General features: G+C 50.4%; 9 protein-coding genes. 6 read left to right on the plus strand and 3 right to left on the minus strand.

Translation table 11 applies throughout. From position 1 onward, the window contains the following. Positions 1-182 precede the first annotated feature (182 nt). The 3 genes from ADM98_RS00660 to ADM98_RS00670 form a co-directional block, all read right to left on the minus strand. The gene (locus ADM98_RS00660; RefSeq protein WP_053451790.1) at positions 183-1,520 is read right to left on the minus strand and encodes an HNH endonuclease; all 1,338 of its coding nucleotides are present in this window, start codon (positions 1,518-1,520) and stop codon (positions 183-185) included. Further along, on the minus strand, positions 1,520-3,493 hold the full coding sequence (locus tag ADM98_RS00665) for an AAA family ATPase (RefSeq protein WP_053451791.1): 1,974 nt from the start codon (positions 3,491-3,493) through the stop codon (positions 1,520-1,522). Before ADM98_RS00665 ends, ADM98_RS00660 begins: the two co-directional genes overlap by 1 nt. An 83-nt stretch (positions 3,494-3,576) precedes the next feature. After that, positions 3,577-4,188: a hypothetical protein gene (locus tag ADM98_RS00670; RefSeq protein ID WP_053451792.1), complete on the minus strand. Its 612-nt coding sequence runs from the start codon at positions 4,186-4,188 to the stop codon at positions 3,577-3,579. Between the two features lie 248 nt (positions 4,189-4,436). Between ADM98_RS00670 and ADM98_RS00675 the strand changes: the two genes are divergently transcribed. The 6 genes from ADM98_RS00675 (at position 4,437) to ADM98_RS00695 (ending at position 12,992) form a co-directional block, all read left to right on the plus strand. Then, positions 4,437-5,087 carry a hypothetical protein gene (locus tag ADM98_RS00675; RefSeq protein WP_053451793.1) on the plus strand — a complete coding sequence of 217 codons (651 nt, stop codon included), beginning with the start codon at positions 4,437-4,439 and terminating at the stop codon, positions 5,085-5,087. A 46-nt stretch (positions 5,088-5,133) separates the two neighbouring features. Then, entirely contained in the window at positions 5,134-5,481 is a 348-nt protein-coding gene (locus tag ADM98_RS00680) for a hypothetical protein (protein ID WP_053451794.1), read from the plus strand. A gap of 195 nt (positions 5,482-5,676) precedes the next feature. Then, positions 5,677-8,772 carry a UvrD-helicase domain-containing protein gene (locus ADM98_RS00685; RefSeq protein WP_152910936.1) on the plus strand — a complete coding sequence of 1,032 codons (3,096 nt, stop codon included), beginning with the start codon at positions 5,677-5,679 and terminating at the stop codon, positions 8,770-8,772. Then, on the plus strand, positions 8,762-11,380 hold the full coding sequence (locus ADM98_RS00690) for a hypothetical protein (protein WP_053451796.1): 2,619 nt from the start codon (positions 8,762-8,764) through the stop codon (positions 11,378-11,380). The genes ADM98_RS00685 and ADM98_RS00690 overlap by 11 nt, the downstream gene beginning before the upstream one ends. Then, complete coding sequence (locus tag ADM98_RS17280; RefSeq protein ID WP_160315901.1) at positions 11,377-11,547, plus strand: hypothetical protein; 171 nt, start codon at positions 11,377-11,379, stop codon at positions 11,545-11,547. Before ADM98_RS00690 ends, ADM98_RS17280 begins: the two co-directional genes overlap by 4 nt. Before the next feature lie 29 nt (positions 11,548-11,576). Beyond that, positions 11,577-12,992: a 3'-5' exonuclease gene (locus ADM98_RS00695; RefSeq protein WP_053451797.1), complete on the plus strand. Its 1,416-nt coding sequence runs from the start codon at positions 11,577-11,579 to the stop codon at positions 12,990-12,992. Positions 12,993-13,144: the final 152 nt, after the last annotated feature.

The raw sequence follows: 13,144 nt of genomic DNA on the forward strand, positions 1-13,144 counted from the left end.
AAGTTAAAAGGCCACGTTTCTTGTTTATAGAGAAACATGGCTTTTTAAAGTTATTTGTGTACTAGAGTACTTATACATCCATAGATTGACAATAATATAAAAAATCATGACTATGAAAAGGGTGAGCGAAAAAAATGACTCTTAATAAACTCTATAGGCTATAGTTTCTCGAATACTGTAGACTAAGATGTTAAAGAGGATGATGGATTAGTGCTTTTAATTGTTAATTGTTTGAGTTGGTTCAACAATGACGGTGGTGCATTTGACGGACTTTTGATAAAACCAACTTGCTCTGCGATATCTCTCCGTAGCTTACTCAAAGGCTCGTCGTTGATTTTCTTTTCATCTATTTCATAACCGATAATGAAAGACTTAAGCTCGTCGATATTAGTAAAAATGGGAAATGAATCATTTAAATCTATCAGTCTAGAGTCAGGATACATCAGTTTTTTTCTTACAATATCCTCCACATGATTGGTGTGATAACTATATAAGGCTTTCAATTGAAACATGTCTAAATGCTCTAGTATTCTTTTATCTTGAGGATCATTTAACGCTAAATCAATAAATATTTCATTTTGAATTGTATTTGGATTAGCTAAGAATCTAAAGTGAGAGTGTAAATTATCTTCAAACGGATTGACAGCTGACATGGAAGGAATTTTATCGCCCTTCATTGACTGATTACACTGCTTGCAAGAGGGTACCAAGTTATATAAAGACATAGAGAAGTAAGGATATTTGCTCTTAGGATAAAAGTGATCTAAATCAGCACGCACCTTCCCTTTTTTTGATAAAAAAGGAGTTATGAATTGACGATTACAGTAGGGACACACCTTTAAATTACTACTCATGATAAGGGCGTAATCACTCCACCCTTTCTCGAAAACTTTTGATTTTCCGATATTTGAAAATGTCAAATACAGATTGGGAATAGAATCGAACGACTTTTTGAATTCGTTCAAATTTTTGTTTTTATCATCGTGCAGAAGATTTTCGATTTCTGTTTTCTGGCGAGGAATCGAATTAATCAAGATTGTACGGAAATTGTTCCAATGACGAGTTTTAGAGAATTTGACACTGCTATCATCCCCATTTTCAGCTTTTGCAGAGTCCTTTATCAAATCGAATAAATCTTTTGTCGTAAATTTTTCATAACCAAATAAATCATATATATGTTTACTGAAGTTTTTCCCTGCATTACTGTTTAAAACTGCACTTATTAGTGGGAATTTATTTTCAATCTCAAGCTGAATACTTCGTAATATCATGGGTTGTTCAATCAAAAAATCATGTAAATTATCCCCTAGATAATCATTAAAGTGTTGCTGTTGAGATAAAAATAATTGAACTAGTTCTATTTCGCTTGTAAATCCTAAACATAGTTTCAACTCTAATGTCTCGTCGTAGGTTGGAGCATAGAGGTTATACTTGTATGAATCCCATCGATTCATTATATATTTCGTTGTATATCGAAGATGCTTATCAACCGCCTCATCATCGTATTTCAATTGAATCATCAGTAATCATCCCTCTTCTCTTTATTTAAAATATACTGAATTAATCTGTTTTTTTCATGTTCATTCATTGCATCATAGATTTCAGTTGTCTTCTTTACGCGATCGCTCACTACTTCGTTTAAAAGCGAGTTGATTTTTTCTTGATAATAGATTCGCGTGATGTCCTCGCCTATGATGTTCGTGGTCAATCTGATTGAATCTATCAAAGCATTTTTAGTTACTATCTCCATAGAGTCCTCGATAAATGCTATGTCACGTTTCATCCGCTCCGAAACTCGAATCGCTAACCTGCCTGTGACATTATCTAATAGGAATGAGTCCTTGAATAAAGAATAAATATTCTGGCTAAATGTCATACTGGTCTCGTTTCTTTCTTCTTTGGATATATAGTATATGTTGTGATGTGGTACGTCTGAAAGGATTATTGGTGAATGGGTAGTAAGTATGATTTGAACGTCGTGTTCAGGGAAAAATCTCGATACGCTTCTGACCATAGAGTCGATGTATGTAGATTGTCCCTCGGGATGGAGTGAGCTACCAGCCTCGTCAATCAATAACCATAGAGTTGTTTTTCTTATTCGTAGTGTTTCTTGAGACCGATGTCCGTTAAACTCATAGAGATCATTTCTAATTGAATAAAGAGTGGAGTATAGATTGAGGAGCTTGTTTTCACCCGTGCTCATTCCCCAATCAAATTCCAAATAAGACATGAAACTCATGTCATTGTATTTTTCTCGAAAACCTGAAAACCCCTTTACTTCGTCACTGTTCTTCAAACTTATCTCGAATAAGTCTGATTTGAGTATATTTTTTTTATAACTTACCTTCATTGTTGAAAGGTAGTACTCGACATAATTAAAAAAATCAAAAACGGAAGTATCTTTTTTCAGAACTTCATTATGAATTCGATCCAATGCTTCAGCGATATCGAAAGCGCTATTAAATCGTTTAAATGATAGTGATGATAACGAGCTTAAGAATCTAACATGTAACTCTTTGTGTTCCTTTACAGGTTCGACAGTCAGGTTTTTGATATAAAATTCATTGAGTCCATCAAAAAGAATACATTTCAAGAGGGCTTTTTCGAAATCATCATGTGGACTGTTTTCAATAGACTCACTGATTTTACTTAGGAGACGTTCTTCATCAAAAAGTTCGGGATATGGATTTATGGATTTTAACCTTTTAGCCAGCTCAGCCATAGGTGCTTGATAATCCATGGACACATATATTTTAGTCGGAAAATTTAAAAAGTCATAATAAGCTTCGTTTAAGGCATGTTCAAGAAAGTTAAGTTGCCATTCCATTTCCTCCTTGAAATATTTGGCGATAGGATTCATATATGTACCATTAGCAATAGATGATTCACTCTTTCTATCATCAAAAGCATTTTTTGATGATTTTCTAATTGTTTTTCCGAATGTCATGTCTCTCACTAAGTCCGAGTTATGCGTAGAATTAATGATGAAGTCGGATTTATTGAGCTCATCTGTGTAATGGACGACACAATTAGTATTAATGATTTTTTTCAAATCTACTTTTGATAAAGGTTCTATGAAAAGCTCTTTTTCGTGTGTAAGTATTTCAATTTTCATTTCAGTCGAAGTTGTATAAAAGAAAAGTTTTTTGTCAATTATTCCGTGTTCTCGTTCGTATTCATCATAAAAAATCCCTAGGTATCGATTAGTCAACGTTTCATGGGAATTATAATCTAAAAACATTTTTATTCTATTAAGAATTTTCGTCTTTCCGCTGCCGTTCCTTCCTACGATAACATTCACTGCCTTAATGTTAGGTGTTTCTCTAAATATGTAATCATCGATTATCGGAATTTGGATATCTAGTTTTTTTATGTTAAGTATGGTTGTCTTATCATCTTTAGTATGCCTGTCGATAGTTAGTAAATTTTGTAAAATAATTTCTTCGAAAGTCTCTTTTTCTTTGTCCAACTCCAATAAATAAATCAATTTCATCTTCTACTCCCCCTATCTGTATATTAATGTAAATAAAAAATCCTGAAATAACAATGGATACTTTGTATTGGAAGTACTTAAAATCATAATTCTTTTGCCATCCTCAATGCCTCTATCCAGGAACCGAATCGCTTCGTCACCGCGAGGAGTCTGGGTGCACCCCTATCGATTGCCCATCTGTCGTATTCGACAGAGTTCAGGTGCTGCTCCTCGAGCGCGACCCGGAGGAAGACTAGGCATTCCTCGTCGGTAAACCGACTGCGTGGAGTCAGACCGTGGCTCCTCAAGGCATCTGCCCAGCCACCGTACCGCTTCACGATCGTCGCACGACTCGGCATCTCGGGATGCTCCTTCCGTATCCGATTATAGTCGGACGACGAGAGGTAGCTCCCGTGGAGGTGGCGGCAGATGATGAGGCTCTCCCTTATCGTCCATTTCTCTCGAGGCATCCTGAGGTGGTCCAGTCGCCAGATGGCATGTGGGTCCAGGTTCTCGAGAGTGATGATTCCTGCACGGACGAGTAGCTGCGTCCATGATCCGAAGCCGTCGATGATTTCTTTGAGCGGGGGATGTGCGTCGCGTTTCGCGAGCTTGTCGTACATCGCGGCGTTGATTGTCCGTTTCCGGTCCTGCTGAAGTCGTAGGATCAGCTGGATGATGTCCTCCTGCCACTCCCCTGAGGGCTTTGCTCCCATTGAAATGATTCCTCCTCTGGATGATGCATCATTCGATTGATTGAGTAGGGGAAGAGTGGTCCCGTGTCTCCTTCGTCTCCTCTACACCACTATAAGGTGAAGACGGAGTGCGATGTCCAGCATGAATCACACAAACACCTAAAGTCACTAGGGTATCGTTAGGGTTTTAGGGTATTGAAATTGTGTTTTTCATCTGATAGACTAAGGTCATGAAGTCGAAAGAATAACTTTCTAAGGAGTGTTGACACATGACGCAAGTGTTCCAGCTGAAGAACAAACCGCATGGGATTGATCGGGGGAAGCTCTTCCTCGAGGAAGGGTTCGTCTGTATCGGATGGCCAGGGATCGGGAATCTAGAGACTGCTGACAAGAAGGACATACGACGGGGACTTGAACGAAAATACCAGTACGAAGGACAGAGACTCGGAGCCTATACGGGGGTGGTCAACATGTTCGTCAACGTCGTCGAACCAGGCGACGTCATCCTCGTCCCTGACGGCTCAATCGTCCACGTCGGAATCGCGGGACCGTATCGATACGCTAAAGAATATGACCATAAGGACATCGGGATGTGTCACCGTCGCCCGGTCGAATGGAAGGCGACGGTCGCGAAGTCGAGCCTGGACCAGAAGGTCGTCGACCTGGTCAAGAACCGAGGCACGATGACGAGGTTCTCCGGGACGTATGAGGAGACAGGTCTAGATGTAGTGATCGACGAGGAAGGACATACCCCGTTCGCCATCATCGAGGGGACGCGCGACGTTAGCGGAGGACACGGGTTTTTCGACCCTGAGACGATCGATGCAGCGAAGGACGTCTTGATCGATGCACTTCGGTCCGATGATTCTGATAGACGGATACAGGCGGCGATCGCGATTCTGAGACTCTCGAAGGGTTGAATCGCGCAGGATGAGTGACGGAGATAGACGAAATGGAGGAATGGACATGTTGATGACGGCAGAAAAGGAAATGATAACGACGGTGGCCTATGCGTCGACCTTCAAGAAAAGAATGCAACATCTCGATCCGGAGGACCATCGCATCATCGTAGAAGAGCTGAACCGTATCATCGACGGGGGTGACGTGCATACCTCGAGCTGGATCCCCGGTAGTGACTGGAGAGGCACGTTGTACGAACCGATCTGGATTTCCTGTCGCCAGAACAGCACGGAGGCGGCGAAGTTCTACGGACAGATTCTTTACCAGGTCATGATGGACAGACCGGAGGCATGGGGATTCGGCAACTATTCGGATGCGAAGGGGAAGACATACTTCCGATTGAAGGATTTATGACGTTCATACCATCAAAGGGGCCGGCTAGGCGATTCGTTATAGTCGGCCCTTTCCCATACCTCGAGCTACGTCATGGGACGTGAAGCCTTCAGGAGCACTGAATCCGGCTCCTAAAAAATCCTTCATTCATCCATTAAAAGTAATTAGATTATTTAAATTGTAAAAAAAGTGAACAAAGTATAAAATTTTAATATAATGTTTTGGAAAGAAGAGGTGAAGGACATGTTCATAAGAGGAAGAATGGACAACGGTCCCGGGCACGAGGCAGAGCTGCTCGTCTGGGATGCCTTGGAGAGACGATTCGAGGGAAGGGAGAGCTTCGGATTTCTCCATTTCCCGATGTTCGCAGAGGGACATGCTTATCGCAGGGAGATCGACATCTTGATCGTCGACCGCGAGATTGGCGTGACCACCATCGAGGTCAAGGGGATCAGCATCAGACAGATCAAGAACATATCCGGTCAGGTGTGGAGCTGCGAGAAGGACGGTACGCCTTTCGAAATCGAGCCATATGCGCAGGCGGAGCGTCAGATGGACATGTTATGCAAGGACCTCGAGGAGGAGCCGTTGCTCTATCGGAAGCTTGGGCGGCGTGCCATCGTCGCACTGCCATACATCACGCGTCATGAATGGGCGGAACGCGGTTACGACAAGATGTTGAACGTGCCTCCGATCCTGTTCAAGGAGGACCTCGTCGACCCCGGCGTGTTGGAGAGAATGGGGCGGATCAACGTCCGGAAACAGCCGGGTCGACTCGCCGATGCCGGATGGGGGGCCATCAAGAGACGATTCTCGGTCATGGAGGAGCCTGCGTCCGTACCTTCCGCGGAGCAAGTGATGGGATCGAAGGGGCTGTTCTCGTTGACCTACTTCCTCCCTGATCGGACGTCGATCGACACGAACGAGGGTGACATCCGTGCCGCACTCGAGGACGGCAAGAAGGTCTACCTCTTCTCGTCGTCAGGTCTACCTGAGAGGCTCATGAGGGAACTTCGTCCCTTCATCGAAGAGCATCAGCTCCAACACGTCCACCTCGACATCGACCGGACGCCGTACGGGTTCGCCTGCATCAGGAACGGAGAACTCCCGGATGCCTTGTCCAAACTCGTGGAAGGATGTGGGGCGTTCAACCATGGACAATACATGGCCGTACATGCGCCCGTCCGTGACAACCTGAAGATCATGGCGGGGGCGGGGACGGGGAAGACCCATGTGATGATTGACCGAATCATGTATCTCCTCGAGAGCGAGGGCGTCGACCTGAAGGACATCGTCATGATCACCTTCACGAACGACTCGACCGACGAGATGCGGCGCCGGTTCCAGGGACGCATGCTGACGATGTTCTCGCTCACGCGACGGAAGCGATACCTCGAACTCGCGGAGGACGTAAAGAACATGCAGATCAGTACGATCCATTCCTACTCCAAGTCGATCCTGACACATCTCGCGCACGAGATCGGCTTCGGTCGCGGCGTCAAGATACGGAGCTACATCCGGACGAAGGACTTGATCATCGAGCGGCTGACCGACGAGTTCCTGTCGGGCGATCATTCCGCGGGTGGCATCGACGGGTTGTTCGGGAGCGGACTGGAGCATCATCAAATCACACGTACCATCCGACGATTCTGGGACGAGATGGAGAAGAAGGGGCTGACCCGCGAGGAAATCGAGGGACTCGATTGGGGCACCGTCGAGGACGAGGACCATGCCACGTTACATGAGCTGTTCCGCCATGTCTTCTCGAGATGCGAGGCAGAACTCGAGCGCATCAAGCGGAAGGACAACGCGATCGACATGGGGGACATGATCCGGAAGCTGAGATGGTTCACCGACAACGAGAAGATGGATCAGCTCGAGTCGAGGAAGCACCTGTTCGTCGACGAGTTCCAGGATAGCGACAACACCCAGATCGAGCTGGTGGCGAGCCTACATGCACAGCTCGGATATACGGTCTTCGTGGTCGGCGACGTCAAGCAATCCATCTATCGGTTCCGGGGAGCGGACTACACGTCCTTCGAACGTCTCGAGGACAAGATGGGGGCGGGCATCCCTGAGGTGCGACTGACCCAGAACTATCGGACGAATAGCAGCCTCCTCGATCGGTTGGACGAGATGTTCTCCCGTTGGGGGGATGATGGACACGGACTCCTCCCTTATTCGCGATCGGACCGCCTCGTCGGGGTGAGACGTACGACGCGGGACGAGACGGAGCTATCGCTCGTCGAGGCCGGATGGTACGAACGAGAACAGGTCATGATGGATCGTATACGGGAAGGTCTCGGTGAGGTCTCGAGTAAGCCGGGCGAGAAGGTGGCCCTACTCGTCCGTACGAACAAACAGGCGAAGGAGGTCGCGAGTCTATGCGAGAAAAACGGCATCGCGGTCAAGCAGAACCTGGACGGTACGTTCTACCGTTCGCATGCCGTGATGCACTTCAAGGCATTGCTGGAGGCGATGATGTACCCGAGTGAGGCGGTCCACCTCGTATCGGCACTCGAGACGCCCTACTTCCTCTACAAAATCCCGTCGCGGTTGTTGGTCCGATACGAAGGGGACGGGAAGGCGATTTCCCGATATGTCGAGGAGCGCATCGGGGACGACTTCTCCCGTTACTTGAAGGACTTGCGGCGACTGCCGTTCCTGGCCGTGATCCAGCGCATCATAGCCGAGAAGGGGCTGATGCAGAACCTGCAGCCGTACTACGAACGGATCACGCAGGATCCCGAGGTGGCGGCAAGCCGCGCACGACAGTACGAGCTGGATCTCGCCCACCTGATGAACATCATCCATCAGCAGTTCGGTCCGGACACGGGCACGCTCTATACGATACATCGTTGGCTCAAGCTACAGGTACGGGTGAACACGAACGAGAACACGCCGATGGACACGACGAGCGACGGACAGCTCGAAATCACGACGATTCACCGGGCGAAGGGCCTCGAATATCATACCGTGATCCTACCGAGACTCGACTTCCCCTTCACGAACCAACGCAACGTGTTCCTCATCGAAGAGGAACAGGACGAGACGGGGGGGATGCGCCGGGTCGGCTGGGACCTCTCTGCCGACAGAGGCCGAGTGACGGGAGAGAAGGAAGGCAAGAACGGCTACTACGATGATCTCGAGACCTCGGAGCTGGATGAGATCGTCAAGGAGGAGACGCGCCTCCTCTACGTCGCGCTGACACGTGCGAAGAACAAGATCGTGCTCATCCGTTCCGGCGTCAAGCCCGACACATGGGGCGAACTACTAGAGAAAGCGATGGGAGGAATGCACGATGTCCGTTAAGGTATACACCTATGACGATCCGAAGGGATGGCGTTCCCATCCGCGGTATGAGGAAATCAAGGGAGCCATCCACGTCTGTGCGACGAAGAACGTGGCAGAGGGATTGAGACAGGCCTATCAGGAAAAAGGCTCGTTCGAACACGTCTATACGGTACGCGAGATCATCTCCGCGATGCAGCCGGAATGGAACTCGGCGGAGACGCAACTACAGCAATTCCTCAGACTTTCGAAGGTCCTGAAGGAGCATGGGGCACGCCCGACGGACGAGAGCATCAAGGAATCGTTCCGGAAGAACAAGAAGGAGGTCCTCGAGACGCTACGCCTCCTCGCCTATTCAGGCATCGGACCCTCGGATTTAGCCAAGGTCTTGCTGGGCAGGGAGGACCTGTCCGCGAAGGAGCGGATGCTGGTCGAGGTATGGCATGAGCTCGAGAAGCAGGATTCATCCTATGCCCGTCTCCGCGAGGAGATGAGGTCGGGCTGGTCACCCCGGAGATTGCACGAGGTACTCGATGACATATCGCCGGACGCGAAGTCGACGACTCCGGACGGTCATACGCTCGTCCTCCACGGTTTCTACTTCGTCACGCCTGAACAGCAACGCTTCCTGGAGCGACTACGAGAGGGAGGGATGGATATCATCTTCTTCAACCTCTACGACGCTCGCTATCCGGAGACGTTCGGGTTCACGAGAGCCTTCATCACGGAACGCTACGGCTGGTCGGACGACTGGGAGATTGCATCCGCTCGTGGTGAAGAGGGCGGTCTCGGGGACGTCTTCCTACGTGCCTATGAGGAAGGGAGTGCGCCGACGAGCGGGACGGACCGTGAAATCGTCGCATACGACTCGTTCTTCGAGTTCATGAACAAGGTCATCGTCCCGGCGTACCCGATCGGGGGAAGACCGGAGGAGGGCAAGACGCAGATCATCGCGACCAATGCCGACATGCTCAACGACGTCCTCAGCCAGTACTATCCGGACATGTCCACGGGCAGTCGCAACCTTCTCCGTTACCCCGTGGGACAATTCCTCAGCAACATCCATGCCATCCGGACCGCGGACGGCTTCATGCTCGATGCCGACATCCTGATGGCGACGTTCACGAGCGGGTGGCTGTACGATCCGGAGAGTGGCAAGAATGCCCGCGACTATACGGGACAACTGCGGAAGATCCTGCCACATTTCGAGGGATGCGAGACGCTGGAGGAGTGGCGAAGACGTTCCGACGAGCTGATGAGCTTTTACGAGCAGGTCCTCTCCCCCTATGAGAAGGCAGGGGACGGGCGCGTCCTCAAGAGCATGCGCAGCCCGTTCGTACGGATCTCGCAGTTCTCGCTCGACCGTCATGAGATGGAGACGATCCGCTTCTTCCTGAGACAGCTCGACTTCATCTCGAAGGAACTCTTCCGTATCGAGATGGAGGAGGAGCGGATCGGGATTCATTTCAAGAAGGTGTTCGAGATGGTCGCGAAGTACGACCCGAGCAGTCACATGGAACTCGAGGAGGAGGAGACGCGCATCCTCGAGACGCTGAACGAGAGGCTCGCGCGCATCGAGGACGACACCTTCTTCCTCTACGAGGACGTGGGTGAGGCGGTCAGCCTCTACCTCAGCGGTAAGCTGGACCCGGAGGACACGCCGATCGTCAAACCTTTCATCGAGGTGGACGGGGAGGCGTTCAAGGAAGGCAAGGAGTATCACGTGACCGGACTCGACGAACGAGGATTGCCGCTCAGCGAGTTCGCACTCCCCTGGCCCTTCCAGCCGGAGACATACGAGGCGTTGTCCGAGCAGCACCAGGTGCTCGAGCTCGACACGTTGCGGAACAAATCGATCAAGCACATATCGAGATATCTCTTCTATATCACGCTGGAGTTCCTCCGACCACGCTGTACGGAACTGTCCTTCATGCGGAACTATCTCGACAAGAGGGACATGGAGCCAGCGCTCTACGTCAAGCAGCTCGACCTGACCGTCGTCCCTGCGGACGTGTCATGGAACACGGAGGACGCACCGGCCCATCGTGAGAACGCCTACGACTTCGAGGCGGAGGCGACGACGGGAAGGGAAGGATTCGAAGGTTTGACGTCATCAGACTTCCTGATGGAATACGTCGCATGCCAGCGACGATTCCAGTACGGATACATCCTGTCGGAGTTCCCGACATTCGATACCGAGTTCCATCAACAGTTCCAGTACACGGACCTGCTCCGTGTCGTCAAGCGTACGATGCCTCGCGAGGATGAACGGGTCATACGGGAGGTCGGGACACTCTTCCCGGGATGGACGGATTATCGGAAACGGATGATCGCGAAGAAATACATCTCTGGAAAGTGGATGAAAAAGACTGAGAAGCAGGACGCGGCGGACGGCATCAAGATCAACTCGGCGCGCCAGGACCTCCAACTACCCGGGTTGAGAGTGGACCGACGGACGAAGCTCCGAGCCGAGGTCGAGGATGGACTATCTGGATGGATAGATCAGATCGAGGAGAAGCTCGGGAAGGACGTCGCCTTCAAGGCGAGTCCATCGGACGAATGCAAGTATTGCCCATACCAGGACATCTGTCCGGACGTGGACCCGCTCGAAGGAGGCGGGGGTCGATGAACGAACTATGGAGGCTGGTGGAGAAGGAGTGGCGATCCGAACCGCCGAAGGCACGTCCTAATGACGAGCTCGCGCTCGACCACATGAGGCGCGGGCTCGTCGACCTCGATACGTCCAACATCTGGGACGAGCTGGATGACGAAGACGATGAAGACGACGAGGATTGAACAAACGAACAGGAAGAGGTAGTGGCAACATGAACAATATGACGACGACGGGGTATCTGGCGGAGGACGAGATTGTCCTCACCCCCCAACAACAGCAAATCGTGGACAACGAATCAGAGGAGCAATTGGTGAGAGGGATTGCAGGCAGCGGGAAGACCTTGGTGCTCCTGAAGAAGGCGAAGAAGAAGGCAGTGAAGAACGCCGCCGACGCGATCATGATTTTCACGTATGCGAAGTCGCTGACGAACGCATCACAGATCACGATGAAGCGTCATGGACTCGGCAACCTGGGCGTGAGCACGTTCCATTCATGGGCGATGAAGGTCTATGGGCAAGTGTTCAGCGAGAGCTTCAAGCTGATCATGAACGCCGATCAGGCGAACCTGGTGAAGCGAGCCATCGCCAACACGAAGGTCGACCATCGGTTCGTCACCGACGAGAAGTATGTCGAGTTCCTCCAGAAGGAGATCAGCTTCATCAAGGGGATGGAGGTCCGCTCGATGTCCGAGTACGCGGCCGTGAGCCGACGTGGCCGAGGTGTGGGGACGCGGGTAACGGCCGCGGACAGGGAGATCATCTACGCGATCTTCTGGAACTATGAGGAGCTGAAGGGACGTAATCGTGACTTCGACGACTTCGCTTACCGGCTCTTGGACGTGAAGGATCGCATCCCGGAGAACGCGAAGCTCGACCACGTCTTCGTCGACGAGGCGCAGGATCTCCAGCTCAGCCAGATCCGTCTCTTGAAGGTATGTGTGAGGAAATCCATCACGATCGCAGCCGACAAAGGGCAGAAAATCTACGATACTGCGTTCAGTTGGAAGGAGGCAGGACTGAACATCCAAGGCGGACGTACGAAGATCCTCACGGAGTCCCATCGTTCCACGAGACAGGTCATCGAGCTCGCCGTCAGCCTGCAGCAGCACGACTCCATCACGCAGGACGAGGAATACGTCGTACCCGTGTTACCAGAACGTAGTGGTCCTAAACCGGTCCTCAGAAGGCTCGACGACAGAGGACATCATGACGAGGCAGTGATCGCGATGATCAACGAGGTCCTCGCGGCATCACCGTCGGCGACCATCGGTGTCCTCTACCGTTCCTCCCAAGGATGGGGACATCGGCTCGGGGGCGCCCTCAAGCGGAAGGGCATCGCCTACATGGACGTCCGCGCGAAGAAGGACGTCGACCCATTCTCTCCTGGCGTCAAGTTCAGCACGTTCCATTCTGCTAAGGGTCTCGAGTTCGACGTCGTCATCATCGTCGACCTGGTCGAACCGTCGGTCCTGCCGGCAGAGGAGGACGCGGCTGAGTTCTGGGACAACGAACGAAGACTCCTATACGTGGCCATGACGCGGGCGAAATCGCTCCTCTACATGATGACCTACGAGAGAGAGAATCGCCTCTTGCTCGAGATGGACGATTCGCTATACGACATCCAATGAGGCGGTTTCGGGACGTGTTCAATCACATGGACCGAGGGATGACGGGCGTGCTTCGACGACGCTCGTCGTATCACTCTCTCCTCACGGGATGGACGATATTTTTATCATAGGACGCACCCTCGAGTTATGGATCACGAAATGGGTCGAGGGTG

It is taken from the genome of Exiguobacterium sp. BMC-KP, assembly GCF_001275385.1.
Classification (GTDB): Bacteria; Bacillota; Bacilli; order Exiguobacteriales; family Exiguobacteriaceae; genus Exiguobacterium_A.

Excerpts from the sequence above, each read along its gene's own strand:
- ADM98_RS00685 (WP_152910936.1), top strand. The coding sequence starts at position 5,677 with ATGTTTTGGAAAGAAGAGGTGAAGGACATGTTCATAAGAGGAAGAATG.
- ADM98_RS00680 (WP_053451794.1), top strand. The coding sequence starts at position 5,134 with ATGTTGATGACGGCAGAAAAGGAAATGATAACGACGGTGGCCTATGCG.
- ADM98_RS00670 (WP_053451792.1), bottom strand. The coding sequence starts at position 4,188 with ATGGGAGCAAAGCCCTCAGGGGAGTGGCAGGAGGACATCATCCAGCTG.
- ADM98_RS17280 (WP_160315901.1), top strand. The coding sequence starts at position 11,377 with ATGAACGAACTATGGAGGCTGGTGGAGAAGGAGTGGCGATCCGAACCG.
- ADM98_RS00675 (WP_053451793.1), top strand. The coding sequence starts at position 4,437 with ATGACGCAAGTGTTCCAGCTGAAGAACAAACCGCATGGGATTGATCGG.
- ADM98_RS00665 (WP_053451791.1), bottom strand. The coding sequence starts at position 3,493 with ATGAAATTGATTTATTTATTGGAGTTGGACAAAGAAAAAGAGACTTTC.
- ADM98_RS00695 (WP_053451797.1), top strand. The coding sequence starts at position 11,577 with ATGAACAATATGACGACGACGGGGTATCTGGCGGAGGACGAGATTGTC.
- ADM98_RS00690 (WP_053451796.1), top strand. The coding sequence starts at position 8,762 with ATGTCCGTTAAGGTATACACCTATGACGATCCGAAGGGATGGCGTTCC.
- ADM98_RS00660 (WP_053451790.1), bottom strand. The coding sequence starts at position 1,520 with ATGATTCAATTGAAATACGATGATGAGGCGGTTGATAAGCATCTTCGA.